The sequence below is a fragment of the Xanthomonas indica genome (assembly GCF_040529045.1).
In the GTDB taxonomy this organism is placed as follows: domain Bacteria; phylum Pseudomonadota; class Gammaproteobacteria; order Xanthomonadales; family Xanthomonadaceae; genus Xanthomonas_A; species Xanthomonas_A indica.
On sequence record NZ_CP131914.1, the window covers coordinates 1,691,500 to 1,714,475 of the forward strand.

20 protein-coding genes and 5 tRNA genes are annotated in these 22,976 nt (G+C 67.7%); 20 read left to right on the forward strand and 5 right to left on the reverse strand.

Features of this window, described 5'->3' with window-relative positions; all coding sequences use genetic code 11:
• Nucleotides 1-94: 94 nt before the first annotated feature.
• From Q7W82_RS07260 to hemA, 5 genes are all read right to left on the reverse strand, one after another.
• Nucleotides 95-673 (reverse strand): hypothetical protein, encoded by a 579-nt coding sequence (locus Q7W82_RS07260; RefSeq protein WP_242160314.1) that lies wholly within the window; start codon nt 671-673, stop codon nt 95-97.
• Between the two features lie 358 nt (nt 674-1,031).
• A complete protein-coding gene (locus tag Q7W82_RS07265; RefSeq protein WP_242160315.1) occupies nt 1,032-2,744 on the reverse strand; it encodes a tetratricopeptide repeat protein in 1,713 nt (570 codons plus the stop codon).
• 40 nt (nt 2,745-2,784) lie between these two features.
• Nucleotides 2,785-3,237, reverse strand: coding sequence for a GNAT family N-acetyltransferase (locus Q7W82_RS07270; protein ID WP_184502341.1), 453 nt, complete (start codon nt 3,235-3,237; stop codon nt 2,785-2,787).
• Nucleotides 3,234-4,319 (reverse strand): peptide chain release factor 1, encoded by a 1,086-nt coding sequence (gene prfA, locus Q7W82_RS07275; RefSeq protein WP_184502340.1) that lies wholly within the window; start codon nt 4,317-4,319, stop codon nt 3,234-3,236. Before prfA ends, Q7W82_RS07270 begins: the two co-directional genes overlap by 4 nt.
• Nucleotides 4,297-5,580, reverse strand: a complete 1,284-nt coding sequence (hemA, locus tag Q7W82_RS07280) for a glutamyl-tRNA reductase (protein ID WP_242160316.1) — start codon at nt 5,578-5,580, stop codon at nt 4,297-4,299. Before hemA ends, prfA begins: the two co-directional genes overlap by 23 nt.
• A gap of 66 nt (nt 5,581-5,646) precedes the next feature.
• Here hemA and Q7W82_RS07285 point away from each other — a divergent pair, with 66 nt between their 5' ends.
• The 20 genes from Q7W82_RS07285 (at nt 5,647) to rpoB (ending at nt 22,853) form a co-directional block, all read left to right on the forward strand.
• Nucleotides 5,647-7,317, forward strand: coding sequence for a tetratricopeptide repeat protein (locus Q7W82_RS07285; RefSeq protein ID WP_184502338.1), 1,671 nt, complete (start codon nt 5,647-5,649; stop codon nt 7,315-7,317).
• Nucleotides 7,318-7,379: 62 nt separating this feature from the next.
• Nucleotides 7,380-7,967 carry a lipoprotein insertase outer membrane protein LolB gene (lolB, locus tag Q7W82_RS07290; RefSeq protein WP_242160373.1) on the forward strand — a complete coding sequence of 196 codons (588 nt, stop codon included), beginning with the start codon at nt 7,380-7,382 and terminating at the stop codon, nt 7,965-7,967.
• Nucleotides 7,964-8,830, forward strand: coding sequence for a 4-(cytidine 5'-diphospho)-2-C-methyl-D-erythritol kinase (gene ispE, locus Q7W82_RS07295; protein ID WP_242160317.1), 867 nt, complete (start codon nt 7,964-7,966; stop codon nt 8,828-8,830). The genes lolB and ispE overlap by 4 nt, the downstream gene beginning before the upstream one ends.
• 12 nt (nt 8,831-8,842) lie before the next feature.
• Nucleotides 8,843-8,919: transfer RNA gene (locus Q7W82_RS07300), tRNA-Gln, on the forward strand.
• Between the two features lie 140 nt (nt 8,920-9,059).
• The gene (locus tag Q7W82_RS07305) at nt 9,060-10,019 is read left to right on the forward strand and encodes a ribose-phosphate diphosphokinase (RefSeq protein ID WP_184502335.1); all 960 of its coding nucleotides are present in this window, start codon (nt 9,060-9,062) and stop codon (nt 10,017-10,019) included.
• Between the two features lie 168 nt (nt 10,020-10,187).
• Complete coding sequence (locus tag Q7W82_RS07310) at nt 10,188-10,835, forward strand: 50S ribosomal protein L25/general stress protein Ctc (RefSeq protein WP_017907366.1); 648 nt, start codon at nt 10,188-10,190, stop codon at nt 10,833-10,835.
• A 54-nt stretch (nt 10,836-10,889) separates the two neighbouring features.
• Nucleotides 10,890-11,471 (forward strand): aminoacyl-tRNA hydrolase, encoded by a 582-nt coding sequence (pth, locus tag Q7W82_RS07315; protein WP_242160318.1) that lies wholly within the window; start codon nt 10,890-10,892, stop codon nt 11,469-11,471.
• Between the two features lie 79 nt (nt 11,472-11,550).
• The gene (gene ychF / locus Q7W82_RS07320; RefSeq protein ID WP_010341267.1) at nt 11,551-12,642 is read left to right on the forward strand and encodes a redox-regulated ATPase YchF; all 1,092 of its coding nucleotides are present in this window, start codon (nt 11,551-11,553) and stop codon (nt 12,640-12,642) included.
• A 159-nt stretch (nt 12,643-12,801) separates the two neighbouring features.
• Nucleotides 12,802-12,887 (forward strand) — tRNA-Tyr (locus Q7W82_RS07325).
• 32 nt (nt 12,888-12,919) lie between these two features.
• Nucleotides 12,920-12,993: transfer RNA gene (locus Q7W82_RS07330), tRNA-Gly, on the forward strand.
• 30 nt (nt 12,994-13,023) lie between these two features.
• Nucleotides 13,024-13,099: transfer RNA gene (locus Q7W82_RS07335), tRNA-Thr, on the forward strand.
• A 45-nt stretch (nt 13,100-13,144) separates the two neighbouring features.
• On the forward strand, nt 13,145-14,335 hold the full coding sequence (gene tuf / locus Q7W82_RS07340; protein WP_242081676.1) for an elongation factor Tu: 1,191 nt from the start codon (nt 13,145-13,147) through the stop codon (nt 14,333-14,335).
• Between the two features lie 165 nt (nt 14,336-14,500).
• Nucleotides 14,501-14,576: transfer RNA gene (locus Q7W82_RS07345), tRNA-Trp, on the forward strand.
• A 50-nt stretch (nt 14,577-14,626) separates the two neighbouring features.
• Entirely contained in the window at nt 14,627-15,040 is a 414-nt protein-coding gene (secE, locus tag Q7W82_RS07350) for a preprotein translocase subunit SecE (RefSeq protein WP_019796555.1), read from the forward strand.
• Between the two features lie 13 nt (nt 15,041-15,053).
• Nucleotides 15,054-15,611 carry a transcription termination/antitermination protein NusG gene (nusG, locus tag Q7W82_RS07355; protein WP_010341344.1) on the forward strand — a complete coding sequence of 186 codons (558 nt, stop codon included), beginning with the start codon at nt 15,054-15,056 and terminating at the stop codon, nt 15,609-15,611.
• Between the two features lie 200 nt (nt 15,612-15,811).
• Entirely contained in the window at nt 15,812-16,240 is a 429-nt protein-coding gene (rplK, locus tag Q7W82_RS07360; protein WP_010341342.1) for a 50S ribosomal protein L11, read from the forward strand.
• A 3-nt stretch (nt 16,241-16,243) separates the two neighbouring features.
• Nucleotides 16,244-16,942, forward strand: coding sequence for a 50S ribosomal protein L1 (gene rplA, locus Q7W82_RS07365; protein WP_017908392.1), 699 nt, complete (start codon nt 16,244-16,246; stop codon nt 16,940-16,942).
• 481 nt (nt 16,943-17,423) lie between these two features.
• Nucleotides 17,424-17,966, forward strand: a complete 543-nt coding sequence (rplJ, locus tag Q7W82_RS07370) for a 50S ribosomal protein L10 (protein ID WP_010341340.1) — start codon at nt 17,424-17,426, stop codon at nt 17,964-17,966.
• Nucleotides 17,967-18,029: 63 nt separating this feature from the next.
• On the forward strand, nt 18,030-18,398 hold the full coding sequence (gene rplL / locus Q7W82_RS07375; RefSeq protein ID WP_019797548.1) for a 50S ribosomal protein L7/L12: 369 nt from the start codon (nt 18,030-18,032) through the stop codon (nt 18,396-18,398).
• 303 nt (nt 18,399-18,701) lie between these two features.
• Nucleotides 18,702-22,853, forward strand: a complete 4,152-nt coding sequence (gene rpoB / locus Q7W82_RS07380) for a DNA-directed RNA polymerase subunit beta (RefSeq protein WP_010341337.1) — start codon at nt 18,702-18,704, stop codon at nt 22,851-22,853.
• Nucleotides 22,854-22,976: the final 123 nt, after the last annotated feature.

Here is a 22,976-nt window from a genome sequence, read left to right on the forward strand (position 1 = left end):
AGCGGGGCGCCAAGGCCGGAAGTGTGATCAGCGGCCGCAAGCGGCGTGCCTGCAGGCTGCGGCGGGACGCCTGCAGGCACGGCGCTCTGTCGATTCAGGCGTGGGCATGGGCGGTGGTCCTTTCTTCACATGGCAGCGCCAACATGCGTGGCCGGAAGCGACATACGTTGGCGGCACGATCGGCAGCCAGCGGCAGGCGCTCGGGCTCGCGCTGCAGTGCGCGTCGCTGCGCGTCGGCGCTGTGCCACTCGGTGCGTTCGAGCAGGGTGCGGCCATCGTCGGACAGGTAGAGGTGCGAGGCGATCAGGCCCCGCAGCGCATGCGCGCCGTTCTGCAGGGCGGCGAAGGCGGCATCGGCACGGCGCTGCGCCGATGCCGCATCGCGCGTCGGGACGCGCGTGACCACCACGCAGGACGCTTCCCGGTGCGGATCGGACACGCCGCTGCGGATGCGCCGGTAGCGGCGCAGCGTCCGCCTTAGCGCCGGCAGGCGCGCGCGCAGCAGCCCATGCAGTTCCGGCGCGGCGTCGCAGCAGCAGCGTGCGTACAGCAGGTCGGGGGTGTCGCCCAGGGATTCCATCCAGGTCAGGGCCTGCAGTCGGTGGTCGCACAGGCCGCGCACGCAGTCGAGCAGCGCGGTGCGGTCGGGAATGGGCGCCTCGGCGAGCAGCATGCTGCGCGCTAGCGTGGGATGAAGGGGCAGCGGGTGAGGGAACGATGGCGACATCGCGGGATCTGCACAGGGAGCGTGCGCGGAGTATCGGACCTCAAGTTCGCTTGAGGTCAAGCATCGGGGGGCGATCCGCGAGACGCAGGTAAGGGGATGCACGCGCAGCGCCTCGCACCCGCTGCCGGTGACGCACCGGTGGGAACTGCAGCGATGGCGCGTCCTCCTCGCCGGGTGTGTCGTGTGCGCGGTCGAAGGATGCGATGCCAGGGGGAGGCATCGACACCCCGATGGCAACAGGAGCGCGTTCCAGTACCTTGCGCTGCTCGATGCATACTGCGGTGCGCAGCGCAGGCGCAAGCGATCAGGCCGAGGCTGCGCCTTGCCAGCTGTGGCGGGCCGCGGTGTCGCGCAGCAGCGCGGCGAAGTCGTCGGCGAAGCCTTGCATGTCGAATAGGCCGCTGTCCGCGCGCCGCGCTTGCAGCTTTTCGCGCAACGCGTGCAGCGCCGTGGGATCGCGCCCCAGGCGCACCGCGGTGGCGACGAACGCCGCGTCGTCGGCGGCATTCATCTCGTCCAGGCCCAGATGATGGTTGAGGCTGCCGGCCACGCGGGCGGCGAAGGTGCTGCCGGGGCAGGTCAACACCGGGCAGCCGGCCCACAAGGCATCGGACGCGGTGGTGTGCGCGTTGTACGGATGCGTGTCCAGGAACAGGTCGGCGTGCCGGTAGCGCGCCAGATAGTCCGGATGCGCCAGCTTGGGCATGAAGCGCAGGCGCGTCGGTTCCACGCCCGCCGCTGCGGCGACCGCGCGCAGCCGGTCATCGGCCTGGCCCGGGCCGGACAGCAGCCACAGCACGCTGTCCGGTACCTGGCGCAGCACCTCCAGCATCCGCGCCATGCTGCGTGGGCCGAGTTTGTAGCTGTTGTTGAAGCAGCAGAACACGGTGCCGTGTTCGGGCAGCCCGCAATCGCGGCGCGCGGGCGGAATGCCGATGGGGCGGGTGTCGTCGGACGGCTGGAAGGCGCGCGGCAGCCGCAGCACCCGCTCGCTGTAGTGCGCGGCCAGTGCGGGCGGCAACGCGTAGGCATCGCCGACCACGTAGTCGATCCATGGCGCGCCGGAGGTGCCGGGGTAGGCCAGCCAGTTCAGCTGCACCGGTGCCGGGCGCAGCGCCAGCACCTCCGGCGTGCCGCCGCCACCCCAGCCGCGCAGATCGAACAGCAGGTCGATGCCGGCGTCGCGGATGCGCTGGGCGATCTGCCGGTGCGGCTGCCCGGCGACCTCGTGCCACGCGTGTGCGGCCGCCTGCAGGCGCGCGCGGAGCGCGCTGCGGTCGTCGCCGTTGAGCGCGAACAGGTGCACCTGCAGGTCGGCGTGCGCGCGCAGGCGCTCGAACAGGGCAACGGTCAGCAGGCCGGTGGGATGCGCGCCGAAGCCGTTGGACAGGAAGCCGATGCGCAACGCGCCATCGCGGCGCACCTGCGTGGCGGGCAGCGGTGCGAGGGTGCGCGCCAGCGCCTGGGCGCGGTTGCGCGCGCAGCGCAGTTGCTCGTCCGCGCCCGCGTCCTCGTTGAGGAAGGCGAACGGTTCGATCGTCGGCTGCCCTTGCCGCACCGCGCTGCGCACCTGCTGCGACAGCGCGTCCAGTTCGCGCCAGTCGCACAGCTTGCGCCGCCAGTTCAACAGGTAGGCGGCGATCGACGGTTCCTGCGGCAGCAGGGCATGGGCATGCGCGTAGGCCTGCGCCGCGGCCTCGGCCTCGCCGCTGTCTTCCAGTGCGTGGCCCAGCCACACCGCGATGCCCGGGTGCTGCGGCGCCTGCTGCAGCGCCTGGCGCAGGGCCTGCGTCGCCTCGGCATGGCGACCCTGGGTCCAGCGCACCCGCCCCAGCCGCGCCAGCGCCTCCGGATGCCCGGGGCGCAACTGCAATGCGCGCGCGGCGGCCTGTTCGCCGGCCGCCACCACGCCGGCGCCGAGTTCGGCGTCGGCGAGCATCACCCAGGCCAGGAAATCCTGCGGATCGCGCCGCACCGCGGCCTGCAGTTGCAGGCGTTCGTCGCTGCCGCCGTTCATGCGGCCGTCGCGGTCGCGGCCGATTGCGGGCGGCGCGCATTCACGGCGCCAGCGCCTTGACGTAGTGCTGCGCGCTCAGGTCTTGCTGCCAGCCGCAGGCGCGGTACAGCGCCTGCGCGGACAGATTGTCCTGCGCCGTCTCCAGCACGATGCGCACCGCGCCGTCGTTTGCGGCGTGGCGCTCGGCGGCATGCAGCAGCGCCTGCGCCACGCCGTGGCGGCGGTGCGCCGGCGCCACGTACAGATCGTTGAGGATCCACACCCGCGCCGCCCGCACCGAGGAGAAGGACGGGTACAACTGCACGAAGCCGGCGGCCTGCGCGTCGCGCTCGGCCAGCAGCACGACCGACTCGGCGTTGCCCAGGCGCGCGGCGAGGAAGGCGTGCGCGGTCGCCGCATCCGGCGCCTGCCCATAGAACTGCCGGTAGGCATCGAACAGCGTTGCCAGCGCCGGCAGGTCGTGCGCAGCGGCCTGGCGCACGCGCACGCTCATGGGCTGTCGCTCAGGCGCGCGAGCTCGTCGACCTGGTGCTCGTGGCTCAGGCGCCCGATCAGCGCATCCAGGTCGCCCTCGATCACGTTCGGCAGGTCGTACAGGGTCAGGCCCTCGACGCGGTGGTCGGTGATGCGGCCCTGCGGAAAGTTGTAGGTGCGGATGCGCTGGCTGCGGTCGCCGCTGCCGACCTGCAGCTTGCGGTCCTGCGCCTCGGCCGCGGCCTGCTTGCTGCGCTCGGCCTCCAGCAACTGCGCCTTCAGCCGCTTCAGCGCCTTGTCGCGGTTGGCGTGCTGGCTGCGCTCGGTCTGGCACTCCACCACCACGCCGCTGGGCACGTGGGTGATGCGGATCGCTGACTCGGTCTTGTTGACGTGCTGGCCGCCGGCGCCGGAGGAGCGGAAGGTGTCGATCTTCAGGTCGGCCGGGTTGATCGCGATCTCCTCCACGTCGTCGGCCTCGGGAATGATCGCCACCGTCGCCGCGGAGGTGTGGATGCGGCCCTGCGATTCGGTCGCCGGCACGCGCTGCACGCGGTGCGTGCCGGATTCGAATTTCAGCTTGGAATAGGCGCCGCGGCCGACGATGCGCGCCACGACCTCCTTGTAGCCGCCGTGCTCGCCGGGGCTGTCCGATTCCACTTCCACCTTCCAACCCTGGCGTTCGGCATAGCGCGCGTACATGCGGAACAGGTCGCCGGCGAAGATCGCCGCCTCGTCGCCGCCGGTGCCGGCACGCACTTCCAGGAACAGGTTGCCGTCGTCGCGCGGATCGCGCGGCACCAGCAGCAGCGCCAGTTCCGCGTCCAGTTCGCCCAGGCGCGCCTGCGCGGCGGCGATTTCCTCCTCGGCCAGCTCGCGCAGTTCCGGATCGGCGCGCATCGCCTCGGCCGAGGCCAGGTCGGCCTTGGCCGCCGCCTCGGCGGCCAGCGCGGCGGCGACCGGCTCCAGTTGCGCGAACTCGCGCGAGTAATCGCGGAAGCGCGTGTTGTCGCTCACCACCTCGGGGTCGGACAGCAGGCGTTCGAGTTCTTCGCGACGCTCGGCCAGCGCCTCCAGCTTACGGCGCAGGGTCGGTGTCATCGGTCTTCAGGATCGGATGGAAATAGCCCGGCTTCTCCGGGAACAGGCGCTCGGCGGCGCGCGCCAGGTCGGCGTCGCCGCGCAGCGCCGCCTCGCGCAGCGCCGCGGTGGGCGGATGCAGCAGGCGGTTGGTCAGGGTGTTGGCGAGGAACTCCAGCACCTCGTCGGCCGGCTTGCCGTGCGCCAGTTGTTGCCGCGCCTTGGCCAGCACGTCGTCGCGGGTGCTGTCGCCATGCGCGCGCAGGCGTTTGAGCGGGGCCTGGCGGGTGCTGGCCTGCAGCGCTTCCATGTAGCGCACGACCTGCAGGTCGATGATCGCCTCGGCCGCTTCGGCGGCCTCGCGGCGGCCGCGGCGGTTGTCCTCGACCGCGCGCTCCAGGTCGTCGACGGTGTACAGGTAGGCGTCGGCCAGGTCGGCCACGCCGGCCTCGATGTCGCGCGGCACCGCCAGGTCGAACAGCAGCATCGGCTTGTGCTTGCGCGCGCGCAGCGCCTGTTCGACCTGCGCCCGCGTCACCACCGGCTCGCGCGCGGCGGTGGCCGAGAACACCACGTCGGCCTCGTGCAGGTGACGCTCCAGCTCGCTCAGCGGCAGCGCCACGCCGCCGTGGCGGCTGGCCAGCTCCTGCGCGTGGGCGAGGGTGCGGTTGGCGATCAGCAGGCGCCGCACGCGGCCCTCGCTGAGATGCTTGGCGGCCAGCTCGATGGTCTCGCCGGCGCCGACCAGCAGTACGGTGGATTCGCTGAGCCGGGCAAAGGAACTCTGCGCCAGGCGCACCGCGGTGGAGGCGACCGAGACCGGATTGGCGCCGACCCGCGTGTCGGTGCGCGCGCGCTTGGCCACCGAGAATGTCTGCTGGAACAGCCGGTCCAGGCGGCTGCCCATCGCCCCGTGCTCGCGCGCCAGCGACCAGGCGTCCTTCACCTGGCCGAGGATCTGCGGTTCGCCCAGCACCATCGAGTCCAGCCCGGTGGCGACGCGGAACAGGTGCCGCACGGCGTCCGCGTCCTGGTGCTGGTACAGGTAGCCGTGCAGGCCGGCAGCGTGCGAATCCAGCCAATCGGCCAGGTGTTGCGCATCGCCGGCGATCGCGTACAGCTCGGTGCGGTTGCAGGTGGACAGCAGCGCCGCTTCGGCGACGTTGGGCAGCGCGCGTAGCGATTGCAGCGCGCGCGGCAAGGCGTCGCCGGCGAATGCCACCCGTTCGCGCAGGTCGACCGGCGCGGTCTGGTGGTTCAATCCGAGCACCCACAACGTCATCTGTTCAGTTGCTTGCGATAAGCTGCTGGCCATTCAGGGCCCCATTTTACGGCCCGGCCGCTTCCGATGCCCGCACTGATTCGCATCCGTACCTTTCTGCTGCTGTCCGCAATCGCCGCCGTGGCCGCACCGGCCGCGGCCAAGGCGCCGAGCCCCGCCCAGGACGTGATGACGCCGGTGCTGGCCGGCGAGTTCGCCCTGCAGGCCGGGCAACTGGCCGATGCCTCGCGCTGGTACCTGCAGGCCGCCAACGACAGCCCCGGCGACGCCGGCCTGGCCGAGCGCGCCACCCGCATCGCAATGCTGGCCAATGACAGTGCCGCTGCCACCCAGGCCCTGGCGCTGTGGCGCCAGCGCGCCCCCGAGTCGCTGGCCATGCGCAGCGCCGAGGCTTCGCTGGCCCTGCGCAGCGGCAACCTGCGCCAGGCGCGCAGCCTGCTGGTGGCCTTGCTGCGCGACAAGGATCCGCGCGGCTGGCGTTTTGCCCTGATCGCCCTGGTCAGCGGCAACCGCGATCCGGAGGTGGCGGCCAAGGCCCTGGACCAGTTGCTCGACGCCAATGCCATCCCCGACCAGCTCGAAGCCTGGCAGGAGTTCGGACGCCTGGCGCTGCGCCTGGACCAGCCCAAGCTGGCCGAGCGCATCGTCGATCAACTGGTCAAGCGCTTCCCGCAGGAGCCGCGCGTGGCGCTGCTGCATGCCACGCAGCTGCAGCAGGCAGGCAAGACCGAGCAGGCGCGCGCGCTGCTGCAGGGGGTGGAACCCAAGGTGTCGGGCGATCCGGAGCTGCGCACGGCGCTGGCGTATGCCTACGACGCGATCGGCGACACCGCCGCCGCGGCGCGGGTGCTGGCGCTGGGGCCGCAGACCACCCAGAACTACGGCCTGCGCGCTTCGATGCTGGCCAAGCTGCAGGACAACGCCGCCCTGACTGCGCTGTACGACGAGCTGCGCAAGGGTGCCGACCGGCCCGATCCGGAGCGGCGCCTGCTGCTCGGCAAGATCGCCGAGTTCCTCAAGCGCAACCAGGAGGCGGTGGACTGGTACCGCGGCGTGCCGGGCGGTCCGCTGCGCAGCGAGGCGCGGCTGCGCGCCGCCGGTGCGCTGTACGCGCTCGGCCAGAAGGACGCGGCCTTCGCCGAGGCGCGCGCGCTGCAGGACGATGCCGAGGCCGACGATGCCGCGCGCCGTGACGCGTATGTGCTGGAGGCGGAACTGCGCCAGCGCAGCGGCGACGACGCCGGCGAACTGCAGGTGTTCGAGCGCGGCCTGGCCGCCTATCCGGACGACAACGCGCTGCTGTACGCGCGCGGGCTGTCGTGGGAGCGCCGCGATCGCATCGACCGCGCCGAGGCCGATCTGCGCAAGATCCTGGTCACCGAGCCGGAGAACGTGGCGGCGCTGAACGCGCTCGGCTACACCCTGGCCGATCGCACCAAGCGCTATCGCGAGGCGCTGCAGCTGATCGACCGCGCACGCACCGCCGATCCCGACAATGCCGCGATCATCGACAGCTACGGCTGGGTGCTGTATCGCCTGGGCAAGACCCAGGAAGCGCTGGTGCAGCTGCGCCGTGCCTGGAGCCTGGTGAAGGATCCGGAGATCGCCGCGCACATCGGCCAGGTGCTGTGGGAGCAGGGCAAGCGCGAGGAGGCCAACAAGTACTTCGACGAGGCGCGCAAGCTCGATCCGGACAACCGCGCGCTGCGCCGGGCCCTGGAACAGGTGGCACCGTGAGGGCTGGTCTGCGCACCGCCTGGGCGCTGGCCGCCGGGCTGCTGCTGGCCGGCTGCAGCGCGCTGCCGACCCGCATTCCGGCGCCGGTCGCCGTCGCCACGCCCGATGCCGCCGCGCAGCAGGCCGAAGCGGCGCGCGCGCAGTGGCTGCACGCGCACCCGGACTGGGCATTCCAGGGTCGGGTGGCGATCACCAAGGGGCGCAACGGCGGCAGCGGCCGCATCGACTGGACGCAGCGGCAACGGCAGTACGAAGTGCAGCTCAGCGCGCCGGTGACCCGGCAGAGCTGGCGCCTGATCGGCGACAGCCACTCCGAGGCCGGGCGCCTGGAGGGGCTGGAGGGCGGACCGCGCGACGGTGAGAACGCCGAACAGCTGCTGTTGGAGGCGACCGGCTGGGAGATCCCGGTCAACCTGTTGCCGGACTGGGTGCGCGGGCTGGTGGCGACCGACGCGCAGGAGCCGGAGCGGGTCGACTACGACGCGCAGGGGCGGCCGCACACGCTGCGGCAGATGGGCTGGGAGATCGAATTCCAGGACTGGTACGCGCCCAGCGACGGCCGTCCGGCCTTGCCGCGGCGCATCGAGGCGCGCAACGGCGACGCCAAGGTGCGCCTGCTGGTGGACGCCTGGAGCGTGCCTGCGCCATGAGCGGAGCCGTCGATGGCGGGGGCTGGTCGTCCTGGCCGGCCCCGGCGAAGCTGAACCTGTTCCTGCAGATCACCGGCCGCCGGCCGGACGGCTACCACCAGTTGCAGACCGTGTTCCGTCTGCTGGACTGGGGCGATACGGTGCATCTGCGGCCGCGCGCGGACGGCGTGGTGGCCCGGATCGGGCCCTCCGTGGCCGGCGTCGCCGAGGCCGACGACCTGCTGGTGCGTGCCGCGCGGCTGTTGCAAAAAACGGCGAACGTCGTGCAGGGTGTCGATATCCGCGTCGAAAAGCGCATTCCGGCAGGCGGTGGCTTCGGGGGTGGCTCGTCCGATGCGGCGACCGCGCTGGTGGCGCTGAATGCGTTGTGGGGCGCCGGACTGGACGAGGAAGCCCTGGCTGGCCTCGGCCTGTCGCTGGGCGCGGACGTGCCGGTGTTCGTGCGCGGGCGCGACGCCTGGGCCGAAGGCGTGGGCGAGCAATTGACCCCGCTCGCGCTGCCGCCGGCCTGGTATGTGCTGGCCGATCCGGGCGTGCACGTGCCCACCGCGGCGCTGTTCCAGTCCCCGGATTTGACGCGGGATGCTGCGCCCGCGAAAATAGCGGACTTCGTTTCAGGTTTCCTGCTCGGCAATGCGTTCGAGCCGGTCCTGCTTCGCCACGAACCGGCCGTCCAGGCCACGTTCCAGGCGCTTGCGCGGATCGGCACGCCACGCCTGACCGGGTCGGGGAGCGGGTGTTTCGTCGAGTTCGCCGATCGCGCTGCCGCCGTGCGCGCGCTGGCGCACTTGCCGGATGGGATGCGTGCCTGGGTGGCAGGCGGCGTCCCGCGTTCGCCGCTGCTCGACGCGCTGGAGGCTTGAACAGGTTTACGCAGGGGCGTCGCCAAGAGGCCCAAGGCACCAGGTTTTGATCCTGGCATTCGTAGGTTCGAATCCTACCGCCCCTGCCATTTAGGTATGCAGATCCCTCTGCAAAAGCCCGCACTTCCATGTGCGGGGATTCAACGGGAAAAGCATCGCTTCTCCTCCCTTTCCGATTCACCCTCTTTTCGTCGCCACACGCTCTTCGCAGCCACCCGAGAGACCCCTCATGCAAGACCAACGCAACCTGCTGGTGTTCTCCGGCAACGCCAACAAGCCCCTGGCCAAAAGCATCTGCCGCGAGCTGGGCGTACGCCCAGGCAAGGCGATGGTCTCCAGCTTCTCAGACGGCGAAGTGCAGGTGGAGATCGAGGAGAACGTGCGCCGGCAGGAAGTGTTCGTGATCCAGCCGACCTGCGCGCCCAGCGCAGAGAACCTGATGGAACTGCTGGTGATCATCGACGCGCTCAAGCGCGCCAGCGCCGCCAGCGTCACCGCGGTGGTGCCGTATTTCGGCTATTCGCGGCAGGACCGGCGCATGCGTTCCTCGCGCGTGCCGATCACCGCCAAGGTCGCGGCCAAGATGTTCAGCGCGGTCAACACCGACCGGGTGCTGACCGTCGACCTGCACGCCGACCAGATCCAGGGCTTCTTCGACATCCCGGTCGACAACGTCTACGCCTCGCCGCTGCTGCTGGCCGACATCTGGCGCGCCTACGGCACCGACAACCTGATCGTGGTCTCGCCGGACGTGGGCGGCGTGGTGCGCGCCCGTGCCGTGGCCAAGCGCCTGGACGACGCGGACCTGGCGATCATCGACAAGCGCCGCCCGCGCGCCAACGTGTCCACGGTGATGAACATCATCGGCGACGTCGAGGGCAAGACCTGCGTGCTGGTCGACGACATCGTCGACACCGCCGGCACCCTCTGCGCGGCCGCGGCCGCGCTGAAGGAGCGCGGCGCCCTGAAGGTCGCGGCGTACTGCACGCACGCGGTGCTGTCCGGCCCGGCGGTGAGCAACATCAGCAATTCGCAGCTGGACGAACTGGTGGTCACCGACACGATTCCGCTGTCGGAGGCCGCCCGCGCCTGCGGCAAGATCCGCCAGCTCAGCGTCGCCGAGCTGCTGGCCGAAACCATCCGCCGCATCGCCTTCGGCGAGTCGGTGAGCTCGTTGTACGTCGATTAAAGGCTGGGAATGGGGGATCGGGAATAGGGAATGGGTGGAGCGCGACATCGCGCTGTTGCGATTCCCCATTCCCGGTTCCCCACTCCCGGCTTCACAGACTCTTCTGGTCGCGGAAGAGTCCTTCAAACCGCCGCGAGGCGGTTCATTCAACCAAGGTAGTAAACGCAAATGGCAACCACGCATGAAATCAAGGTGCAGCGCCGCGAAGTCGAGGGCAAGGGTGCGAGCCGCCGCCTCCGTCGCGACGGCCTGATCCCGGCGATCGTCTACGGTGGCGATCTGAAGCCGGTCAACATCCAGCTCGACCACAACGAAGTCTGGCTGGCTAGCCAGAACGACTGGTTCTATTCGTCCATCCTCAGCCTGAGCCTGAACGGCGACGTGCAGAAGGTGCTGCTGCGCGATATGCAGCGTCACCCGTTCAAGCAGCTGATCATGCACATCGACTTCCAGCGCGTGAACGACAACGAGGCGCTGCACGCTTCGGTGCCGCTGCACTTCATCAACGAGGACGTGTCCCCGGCCGGCAAGTCGGCCGAAGTGGTCGTCACCCACGAGCTGAACGAAATCCAGGTGGTGTGCCTGCCGAAGGACCTGCCGGAGTTCGTCGAAGTCGACCTGGCCGCGCTGTCGGTCGGCGACGTGATCCACCTGTCCGACCTGAAGCTGCCGGCCGGCGTCGAGCTGCCGGAACTGAAGCTGGGCAAGGAGCACGACGTGGCGGTGGTCATCGCCAAGCACGGCCGTGTCGAGGAAGAGCCGGAAGCCACCGATGCGGCGGCTGCCGCCGAGCCGGCCAAGAAGGACGGCAAGTAATCGCCTGCGCGGCGCCCGGGCCTTCGGTCCGGGCGCTGCGGCGATGCATTGCGCATGACTGGTCTGCGTCTGATCGTCGGCCTGGGCAATCCCGGCGCCGAACACGCGAATACCCGGCACAACGCCGGGTTTCGTTTTGTCGACGCGTTGGCCGAACGGGCCGGCGCGCGCTGGAGCGTGGACGCCAAGCTGTTCGGCGAGACCGCCAAGGTCGAGGTCGCGGGGCAGGCGGTGTGGCTGCTGAAGCCGGCCACCTTCATGAACCTCAGCGGCAAGTCGGTGACGGCTGCCTTGCGCTTCTGGAAGATCGAACCGGCGCAGGCGCTGCTGGCGCACGACGAACTGGACCTGGCGCCGGGCACGGCGCGGCTCAAGTTCGACGGCGGCCACGGCGGCCAGAACGGACTGCGCGATACCATCCGCCTGCTCGGGCATGCCGGCTTCCACCGCCTGCGCATCGGCATCGGCCATCCCGGCCACAAGGACAAGGTGGTGCCATGGGTGCTGGGACGTGCCGGCAAGGACGACCAGGTCCTCATCGATCGCGCCATCGACGACGCCATCGCGGTGCTGCCGCTGGCCGTGCAGGGCGACTTCAACGAGGCGATGAAGCGGTTGCATACGCAGGGGAAATAGGGAATGGGGAATGGGGAATGGAAAGGCGGCTATGCTTTCCGATTCCCTATTCCCGATTCTCCATTCCCGGATTACACACATGGGCATCAAATGCGGCATCGTCGGCCTGCCCAACGTCGGCAAGTCGACCCTGTTCAATGCGCTGACCAAGGCGGGCATCGCCGCGGCCAATTTTCCGTTCTGCACCATCGAGCCGAACGTGGGCGTGGTGCCGGTGCCGGATCCGCGCCTGAACGCGCTGGCGGCGATCATCAATCCGCAGAAGGTCGTGCCGACCGCGGTCGAGTTCGTCGACATCGCCGGCCTGGTCGCCGGTGCGGCCAGCGGTGAGGGCCTGGGCAACAAGTTCCTGGCGCACATTCGCGAGGTCGATGCGATCACCCACGTGGTGCGCTGCTTCGAGCATGGCGACATCATCCACGTGAACAACAAGGTCGACCCGGTCTCCGACATCGAGACCATCGACACCGAACTGGCTCTGGCTGACCTGGACAGCGTCGAGAAGGCGCTCAATCGCGCCGAGCGTTCGGCCAAGGGCGGCGACAAGGATGCGGCGGCGCGCAAGCCGGTGCTGGCCAAGCTGCAGGCCGCGCTGGCCGAGGGCAAGGCTGGGCGCAACGCTGGCCTGGACGAGGAGGAGAAGGCGCTGGTGCGCGATCTGTTCCTGCTCACCCTCAAGCCGGTGATGTACATCGCCAACGTGCTGGAAGACGGCTTCGAGAACAATCCGCACCTGGACGCGGTGCGCGCGCATGCCGCGGCCGAGGGCGCCGAGGTGGTGCCGGTGTCGGCAGCGATCGAGGAAGAACTGTCGCAGCTGGACGACGCCGATCGCGACGCGTTCCTGGCCGACCTGGGCCTGAGCGAGCCGGGTCTGAACCGGGTGATCCGCGCCGGCTACACGCTGCTGGGGCTGCAGACCTATTTCACCGCCGGGGTGAAGGAAGTGCGTGCCTGGACGGTCAAGGCCGGGTCGACCGCGCCGCAGGCCGCGGCGGTGATCCACACCGACTTCGAAAAGGGCTTCATCCGCGCCGAAACCATCGCCTACGACGACTTCATCAAGTACAAGGGCGAGGCCGGCGCCAAGGAAGCCGGGCGCCTGCGCCTGGAGGGCAAGGAGTACCGCGTGCAGGAAGGCGATATCCTGCATTTCCGCTTCAACGTCTGATGCGTGCGCGTGTCCTGGCCGGGCGCGCGCGGGCAACGACGATTTCCTGCGACATCGCGTCAAAATACTGTTGACAAGGCGAGGATGTCAGGGAAGAATAGCGGGCTGTTTCACCCCTCTCTGATTTCGGCTTCGCAGCCGGGTTCGAGTGGGTAAGTTGGAGGGATACCCAAGCGGCCAACGGGGGCAGACTGTAAATCTGCTGGCTTACGCCTTCGGTGGTTCGAATCCACCTCCCTCCACCAGTTATTTTGTTGTGGCAGTGCGGCATCCCGTAGCGGGAGTAGTTCAACGGTAGAACCTCAGCCTTCCAAGCTGATGGTGCGGGTTCGATTCCCGTCTCCCGCTCCATTGAACGCGCTTGTGTCACAATAGAACAACGCTCACGTAGCTCAGTCGGTAGAGCACCTCCTTGGTAAGGAGGAGGTCGAAGGTTCGATTCCTTTCGTGAGCACCATATTCAGTCGTCAAATCTTTCTACGATCATCGAGAAGAAGCAGCCATGGCCAAGGGTAAGTTCGAGCGCACCAAGCCGCACGTCAACGTCGGCACCATCGGTCACGTCGACCACGGCAAGACCACGCTGACCGCGGCGCTGACCAAGATCGGCGCAGAGCGCTTCGGCGGCGAGTTCAAGGCGTACGACGCGATCGACGCGGCGCCGGAAGAGAAGGCGCGCGGCATCACGATCTCGACCGCCCACGTGGAATACGAATCCCCGACGCGCCACTACGCGCACGTGGATTGCCCGGGTCACGCGGACTACGTCAAGAACATGATCACCGGTGCGGCGCAGATGGACGGCGCGATCCTGGTGTGCTCGGCCGCTGACGGCCCGATGCCGCAGACCCGCGAGCACATCCTGCTGTCGCGTCAGGTCGGCGTGCCGCACATCGTGGTGTTCCTGAACAAGGCCGACATGGTCGACGACGCCGAGCTGCTCGAGCTGGTCGAGATGGAAGTGCGCGAGCTGCTGAGCAAGTACGACTTCCCGGGCGACGACACCCCGATCATCCACGGTTCGGCCCGTCTGGCGCTGGAAGGCGACCAGAGCGAGATCGGCGTGCCGGCGATCCTGAAGCTGGTGGACGCGCTGGACTCGTTCATCCCGGAGCCGCAGCGCGACGTGGACAAGCCGTTCCTGATGCCGGTGGAAGACGTGTTCTCGATTTCGGGCCGCGGCACCGTGGTGACCGGCCGTATCGAGCGCGGCGTGATCAAGGTGGGCGACGAAATCGAAATCGTCGGCATCCGTGCCACGCAGAAGACCACCGTGACCGGCGTGGAAATGTTCCGCAAGCTGCTGGACCAGGGTCAGGCGGGCGACAACGCGGGCCTGCTGCTGCGCGGCACCAAGCGTGACGACGTGGAGCGCGGCCAGGTGCTGTGCAAGCCGGGTTCGATCAAGCCGCACACCGACTTCGAAGCCGAAGTGTACGTGCTGTCGAAGGACGAGGGCGGCCGTCACACCCCGTTCTTCAAGGGCTACCGTCCGCAGTTCTACTTCCGCACCACCGACATCACCGGTGCGGTGCAGCTGCCGGAAGGCGTGGAAATGGTGATGCCGGGCGACAACGTCAAGATGGTGGTGACGCTGATCAACCCGGTGGCGATGGACGAAGGCCTGCGCTTCGCGATCCGCGAAGGCGGCCGTACCGTCGGCGCCGGCGTGGTGGCCAAGATCATCAAGTAATGCCCTCCGGCGGCGCAGGCCGCCGGGCTCGACGGCAGGACGGCGGCTTCGGTCGCCGGAATCCGACGAGGTGCAGGCGGCTTCGGTCGCCGGGTTCAGCGAAGGGCGGGCCGGAACCTTCGGTCCGCCTTCGCCGTCTCAGGGAAGTGCAGTCGTTCTTACTACACGCCAGTAGCTCAATTGGCAGAGCAGCGGTCTCCAAAACCGCAGGTTGGGGGTTCGAGTCCCTCCTGGCGTGCCAATCTGCCGCTCCCTATCCAGTGACCTCGGTCGCATAGCAGCAAGAGTCGGATGAATAGCAAGATCGAGCATTCCAAAGGCCCCGCCGCATCCTCCGGCGGCGATATCGTCAAGTACGTCATCGCTGCGCTGCTGGTGGTCGCCGGCCTGTTTGTCTGGTTCTGGTTCGGCGAGTCGAGCCGTGCTGCACAGCTGGGGAGCTGGTCCGGTCCGCTGCGCGCACTGGCGGTGATCGCGGGTCTGGTTGCCGGTGCCGCGGTGTTCCTGCTGACCGCCAAGGGCCGCGAAGGCCGCGAGTTCCTGTCCGAGTCCCGTTTCGAACTGCGCAAGGTGGTGTGGCCGACCCGTCAGGAAGCCATCCGCACCACCTGGGTGGTGATCGTGGTGGTGATCATTCTGAGTCTGTTGCTGGGCGGGTTCGATTTCCTGATCCAGAAGCTGATGCAGTGGTTCGTGAGCCGTTGAGGAGAGTGCAGCAGTGAAGCGTTGGTATGTCGTTCACGCCTATTCAGGCTTCGAGAAGTCCGTGGCGCAAGCGCTGCGCGACCGTATTGCGCGTGACGAGATGCAGGAGCGCTTCGGCGACGTGCTGGTGCCCACCGAGGAAGTGATCGAGATGCGCTCCGGCCAGAAGCGCCGTTCCGAGCGCAAGTTCTTCCCGGGCTACGTGCTGGTGCAGATCGAAACCCACGATGAAGGCGGCATTCCGCGCATCGACAACGAAAGCTGGCACTTGGTCAAGGAAACACCGAAGGTGATGGGCTTCATCGGCGGCACCGCCGATCGTCCGCTGCCGATCCGCGACGAAGAGGCCGATGCGATCCTGCAGCGCGTTCAGGATGGCGTGGAGAAGCCGCGTCCCAAGGTGCTGTTCGAGCCGGGCCAGATGGTCCGCGTCACCGACGGCCCGTTCAACGACTTCAACGGCGTGGTCGAGGAAGTCAACTACGAGAAGAGCCGCCTGCGCGTGGCGGTGCTGATCTTCGGCCGCTCCACCCCGGTGGAACTGGAATTCGGCCAGGTCGAGAAGGCCTGAGCCCGCCCCGGCGCGGCTGCGCCGGGCGCCAAAATCTCTGCTATACTGCGCGGCTCCCTGTCCAGGCAAGCCGCCGGGCAGAACGGAAGCCGCCGCGAGGCGGCTTTCTGCGCACTTCAAAAACGTGATGGCGGGACACGTGATTTTCCCGTCGCGATGGGGAGCCTGCGGTTCAGGCGCTAGCACCCGGAGACACTAAAATGGCAAAGAAAGTCGTCGGTTACATCAAGCTGCAGGTGAAGGCCGGTCAGGCCAACCCCTCGCCGCCGGTCGGTCCTGCGCTGGGTCAGCGCGGTCTGAACATCATGGAATTCTGCAAGGCGTTCAATGCCGCCACGCAGAAGCTGGAGCCGGGTCTGCCGACTCCGGTCATCATCACGGCCTACTCGGACCGTACCTTCACCTTCGTCACCAAGAGCACCCCGGCCAGCGTGCTGCTGAAGAAGGCCGCGGGCGTGAGCTCCGGCTCCAAGCGCCCGAACACCGAGAAGGTGGGCAAGGTGACCCGCAAGCAGCTCGAAGAGATCGCCAAGGCGAAGGAAGCCGACCTGACGGCGGCGGAGCTGGAAGCGGCGGTACGCACGATTGCGGGTTCCGCCCGCAGCATGGGCCTGACGGTGGAGGGTTAAGCAATGGCACAGACCAAGCGACAGAAAGCGATCCGTGCTGCCGTGCAGCCGGGCAAGGCGTATTCGATCGACGAAGCGCTGAAGATCGTCAAGACCACCAGCAAGGCCAAGTTCGTCGAAGCCGTCGACGTGGCCGTGCGCCTGGGCGTGGACGCCAAGAAGTCCGACCAGCAGGTGCGCGGTTCCACCGTGCTGCCGGCCGGTACCGGCAAGAGCGTGCGCGTGGCGGTGTTCGCCCCCGCCGGCGCCAAGGCTGACGAAGCGCTGGCCGCCGGTGCCGACGCCGTCGGCATGGACGACCTGGCCGAGAAGATGCAGGGCGGCGACCTGAACTACGACGTGGTCATCGCCACCCCGGACGCGATGCGCGTCGTCGGTAAGCTGGGCACCCTGCTGGGCCCGCGCGGCCTGATGCCGAACCCCAAGGTCGGCACCGTGTCCGCCAACCCGGCCGAAGCGGTCAAGAACGCCAAGTCGGGTCAGGTGCGCTACCGCACCGACAAGGCCGGCATCATCCACTGCACCATCGGCAAGGCCAGCTTCGAAGACGATGCGCTGAAGAGCAACCTGCAGGCGCTGCTGCTGGACCTGGTCAAGGCCAAGCCGGCGACCTCGAAGGGCACCTACCTGCAGAAGATCTCGGTGAGCTCGACCATGGGTCCGGGCGTCACCATCGATCAGGCGTCGCTGTCCCTGAAGTAATCGCAACACGGCGCCGCCCGCGAGGTGCGGCGCCGGTTTCACCCTTTTGAAGGCGTCGCCCGGGGCAACCCGACGCGAAGCCGTCAAAGACCGCAGGCGCGGTCTGCGCATACCGACGACGGGCACGGAAGCTCGAAATGGCAAGGAGTCGCCGTCGGTACAGCGGGATCGCTTAATCAGCCCCTCGGGGCCAGCCGGCGTAGATGGTGCCGCCTTTCTGGAGTTTTTCTGGTGCAGGCCAGCCCGGTGTTCCGGGCGCGCTCACTCCAGGTCTGGAACGGCCACCAACTGGGATGCCATGCGGCATCCCCGGCATCCAGGAAGGAGGCCGCCCAGGACCGCAAGCGGCAGGAGCCGCGAGCGGAGTAAGTTTGAAGCAGGGATTCGAGATTCGAGATTGGGGATTGGCAAGAGCGGCGTTGCGGCTCCTGACGAATCCCGAATCACCAATCCCAACTCCCGGCTTTAACGGAGGAGTGCAATGGCTCTCAATCTGTCCCAGAAGCAAGAAGTCGTCGCCGAACTGGCCGACGTCGCCGCGAAGGCCCACTCCTTGGTTGCTGCCGAGTACGCCGGCATCACGGTCTCGCAAATGACCGCGATGCGCAAGAAGGCGCGCGAAACCGGTGTGTACTTGCGTGTTGTCAAGAACACCCTGGCCGCGCGTGCCGTTGCCGGTACCGAATACGAGTGCGTCCAGGACGCGCTGGTCGGTCCGCTGCTGTATGCGTTCTCGACGGAAGAACCCGGCGCTGCCGGTCGTCTGATCAAGGAATTCGCCAAGGGTAACGACAAGCTGCAGGCCAAGGTCGTGTCGCTGGGTGGTCAGCTGTATCCGGCCGCTCATCTCGAGGTGTTGGCGTCGCTGCCGACCCGCGAGCAGGCGCTGGCCATGCTGGCCCGCGTGCTGGCCGAGCCGGCGAGCATGTTCGCCCGTGCGGTCAAGGCCGTGGGCGACAAGCAGGGTGGCGGCGACGCCGCTCCCGCCGACGCCGAAGCGGAAGCCCCGGCCGAAACGGCTTAAGTTCGCGACACCTGAAACGGTTCACTAGAACCTCATCCAGAAAAAATTCCAAAGGTAATCACAATGTCCCTGTCTAACGAGCAGATCGTCGACGCAATCGCCGAAAAGACCCTCATGGAAGTGATGGAGCTGGTCAAGGCCATCGAAGACAAGTTCGGCGTTTCCGCCGCCGCCCCGGTCGCCGCTGCCGGTCCGGCCGTGGCCGCCGCCCCGGTCGAAGAGCAGACCGAGTTCAACGTCATCCTGGTCGACGCCGGCGCCAAGAAGGTCGACGTCATCAAGGCTGTCCGCGCCATCACCGGCCTGGGCCTGAAGGAAGCCAAGGACCTCACCGAGGCCGGCGGCGTGCTGAAGGAAGCCGTGTCGAAGGAAGACGCCGACAAGTTCAAGAAGGACCTGGAAGCCGCTGGCGCGAAGGTCGAAGTCAAGTAAGCAGTCCCTTGCATCGCCAGCCGTTCAAGGCGATGCACTGAAGGCTGGGGGCGAAAGCCCCCGGCCTTTGGCCGTTTCAGGCGGGAACCGGGAATCGGGAGTGGAGAATCGGAACAGCCACGCTACGTGCGCTCCACGATTCCCCTTTCTCCATTCCCCATTCCCTGCTTCACCACCGAGTTGGTAGTTGGAAGTAGCGGGAGAAGGCGTGCTGGTGCCGGCAATACCAGCGACTTCCAACTGACAATTTATGTTCACTCAGGGCCGCGGACGCGCGGCCCGCATCAGCCAAGGTGATACCTCATGACGTCTTATTCGTTCACCGAAAAGAAGCGTATCCGCAAGGACTTCGGCAAGCAGCGCTCGATCCTCGAAGTGCCGTTCCTGCTTGCCATCCAGGTGGATTCCTACCGCGAGTTCCTGCAGGAGAACACCGACCCGAACAAGCGTTCGGACCACGGCCTGCACGCGGCCCTGAAATCGGTGTTCCCGATCTCCAGCTACAGCGGCAACGCGGCGCTGGAGTACGTCGGCTACAAGCTCGGCGAACCGGTGTTCGACGAGCGTGAATGCCGCCAGCGCGGCATGAGCTACGGCGCGCCGCTGCGCGTGACCGTGCGCCTGGTGATCTACGACCGCGAGTCCTCGACCAAGGCGATCAAGTACGTCAAGGAGCAGGAGGTCTACCTCGGCGAAATCCCGCTGATGACCGACAACGGCACCTTCATCGTCAACGGCACCGAACGCGTCATCGTCTCGCAGCTGCACCGCTCGCCGGGCGTGTTCTTCGACCACGACCGCGGCAAGACCCACAGCTCGGGCAAGCTGCTGTACAGCGCCCGCATCATTCCGTACCGCGGCTCCTGGCTGGACTTCGAGTTCGACCCGAAGGACGCGCTGTTCACCCGTATCGACCGCCGCCGCAAGCTGCCGGTGTCGATCCTGCTGCGCGCGCTCGGCTACTCGAACGAGGAGATGCTCTCAGAGTTCTTCGAGATCAACACCTTCCACATCGACCCGAAGGAAGGCGTGCAGCTGGAGCTGGTGCCCGAGCGCCTGCGCGGCGAAACCCTGAACTTCGACCTGGCCGACGGCGACAAGGTCATCGTCGAAGCCGGCAAGCGCATCACCGCGCGCCACGTCAAGCAGCTCGAGGCCTCCGGCATCGCCGCGCTGGCCGTGCCCGACGAGTACCTGGTCGGCCGCATCCTGTCGCACGACGTGGTCGATGCCTCGACCGGCGAACTGCTGGCCAGCGCCAACGACGAGATCAGCGAAGATCAGCTGACCGCGTTCCGCAAGGCCGGCGTCGACGCCGTGGGCACGCTGTGGGTCAACGACCTGGATCGCGGTCCGTACCTGTCCAACACCCTGCGCATCGATCCGACCAAGACCCAGCTCGAGGCGCTGGTCGAGATCTACCGCATGATGCGTCCGGGCGAGCCGCCGACCAAGGACGCCGCGCAGAACCTGTTCCACAACCTGTTCTTCACCTTCGAGCGCTACGACCTGTCCACGGTCGGCCGCATGAAGTTCAACCGTCGTGTCGGCCGCAAGGAAGTCACCGGCGAGTCGGTGCTGTACGACAAGAAGTACTTCGGCGAGCGCAACGACGAGGAGTCCAAGCGCCTGGTCGCCGAGCACGGCGACAGCTCCGACATCCTGGACGTGATCAAGGTCCTGACCGAGATCCGCAACGGCCGCGGCGTGGTCGACGACATCGACCACCTGGGTAACCGTCGCGTGCGCTCGGTCGGCGAAATGGCCGAGAACGTGTTCCGCGTGGGCCTGGTCCGCGTCGAGCGCGCGGTCAAGGAGCGCCTGTCGATGGCCGAGTCCGAAGGCCTGACCCCGCAGGAACTGATCAACGCCAAGCCGGTGGCCGCCGCGATCAAGGAGTTCTTCGGCTCCTCGCAGCTGTCGCAGTTCATGGACCAGAACAACCCGCTGTCGGAAGTGACGCACAAGCGTCGCGTCTCCGCGCTGGGCCCGGGCGGCCTGACCCGCGAGCGCGCCGGCTTCGAAGTGCGCGACGTGCATCCGACCCACTACGGCCGCGTCTGCACCATCGAAACCCCGGAAGGCCCGAACATCGGCCTGATCAACTCGCTGGCGGTGTATGCCCGCACCAACCAGTACGGCTTCCTGGAGACGCCGTACCGTAAGGTCGTGGACGGCCAGATCACCGACGAGGTCGAGTACCTGTCGGCGATCGAAGAGAACGAGTACGTCATCGCCCAGGCCAACGCGCTGCACGATGCCAAGAGCCGCCTGACCGAGCAGTTCGTGCCGTGCCGCTACCAGGGCGAGTCGCTGCTGAAGCCGCCGGCGGAAGTGCACTTCATGGACGTGTCGCCGATGCAGACCGTGTCGATCGCGGCCGCACTGGTGCCGTTCCTGGAGCACGACGACGCCAACCGCGCGCTGATGGGCGCGAACATGCAGCGCCAGGCCGTGCCGACGCTGCGTGCGCAGAAGCCGCTGGTCGGTACCGGCATCGAGCGCGCCGTGGCGCGCGACTCGGGCGTGACCGTGAACGCCCGCCGTGGCGGCGTGATCGAGCAGATCGACGCCGGCCGCATCGTGGTCAAGGTCAACGAGGCCGAGATCGGCGGCGGCACCGACGCCGGCGTCGACATCTACAACCTGATCAAGTACACCCGCTCCAACCAGAACACCTGCATCAACCAGCGTCCGCTGGTGAACGTGGGCGACGTGATCGCGCGCGGCGACGTGCTGGCCGACGGTCCCTCGACCGACATCGGCGAGCTGGCCCTGGGCCAGAACATGCTGATCGCGTTCATGCCGTGGAACGGCTACAACTTCGAAGACTCCATCCTGCTCTCCGAGCGCGTGGTGGAAGAGGATCGCTACACCACGATCCACATCGAAGAGCTGACCTGCGTGGCGCGCGACACCAAGCTGGGGCCGGAGGAAATCTCCGCCGACATCCCCAACGTGTCCGAGCAGGCGCTGAACCGTCTGGACGAGAGCGGCGTGGTGTACATCGGTGCGGAAGTGCGCGCCGGCGACATCATGGTCGGCAAGGTCACGCCGAAGGGCGAGAGCCAGCTGACCCCGGAAGAGAAGCTGCTGCGCGCGATCTTCGGCGAGAAGGCCTCCGACGTGAAGGACAGCTCGCTGCGCGTGCCGCCGGGCATGGACGGCACCGTCATCGACGTGCAGGTGTTCACCCGCGACGGCATCGAGAAGGACAAGCGCGCCCGCCAGATCGAGGAAAACGAGATCAAGCGGGTCAAGAAGGACTTCGACGACCAGTTCCGCATCCTGGAAAGCGCGATCTATGCGCGTCTGCGTGGCCAGCTGATCGGCAAGGTCGCCAACGGCGGTCCGAACCTGAAGAAGGGCGACACCATCAGCGACGCCTACCTGGACGGCCTGAAGAAGTCCGACTGGTTCGCGCTGCGCATGAAGGACGAGGACGCCTCCGAGGCGATCGAACGCGCGCAGAAGCAGATCCAGGCGCACGAGAAGGAGTTCGAGCGTCGCTTCGCCGACAAGCGCGGCAAGATCACCGCCGGCGACGACCTCGCCCCGGGCGTGCTGAAGATGGTCAAGGTGTTCCTGGCGGTGAAGCGCCGCATCCAGCCCGGCGACAAGATGGCCGGTCGCCACGGCAACAAGGGTGTCGTGTCGATGATCCAGCCGATCGAGGACATGCCGTACATGGCCAACGGCGAGACCGTGGACATCGTGCTGAACCCGCTGGGCGTGCCGTCGCGTATGAACATCGGCCAGGTGCTGGAAGTGCACCTGGGCTGGGCCGCCAAGGGCCTGGGTCGCAAGATCCAGAACATGCTCGAGGCCCAGGCCAAGGTCGCCGACCTGCGCAAGTTCCTGGCGCAGATCTACAACCACGACCAGAAGCTGGGCGAGGACCGCGTGGATCTGGACCAGTTCAGCGACGCGGAGCTGCTGGCGCTGTCGAAGAACCTGACCGACGGCGTGCCGATGGCCACCCCGGTGTTCGACGGTGCCACTGAGGCCGAGATCAAGCACATGCTCGAACTCGCCGACCTGCCGATCAGCGGCCAGACCCAGCTGTACGACGGCCGCACCGGCGAGGCGTTCGATCGCCACACCACGGTCGGCTACATGCACATGCTGAAGCTGAACCACCTGGTCGACGACAAGATGCACGCGCGCTCCACCGGCCCGTACTCGCTGGTCACCCAGCAGCCGCTGGGCGGCAAGGCGCAGTTCGGCGGCCAGCGCTTCGGCGAAATGGAAGTCTGGGCGCTGGAAGCCTACGGCGCGGCCTACACCCTGCAGGAAATGCTGACGGTGAAGTCCGACGACGTGCAGGGCCGCAACCAGATGTACAAGAACATCGTCGACGGCGAGCACGAGATGGTCGCCGGCATGCCGGAGTCCTTCAACGTGCTGGTGAAGGAAATCCGCTCGCTGGCGATCAACATGGAACTGGAAGACTGAGGGCAGGGAATGAGGAGTCGGGACTAGGAAACCGCCCGGGCGCGTGCCGACAGGCCGCCGGCGTTTCCTGACCCGACTCCCCGCTTCCAACGATTCCCTATTCGCTATTCCCGATTCCCGGAG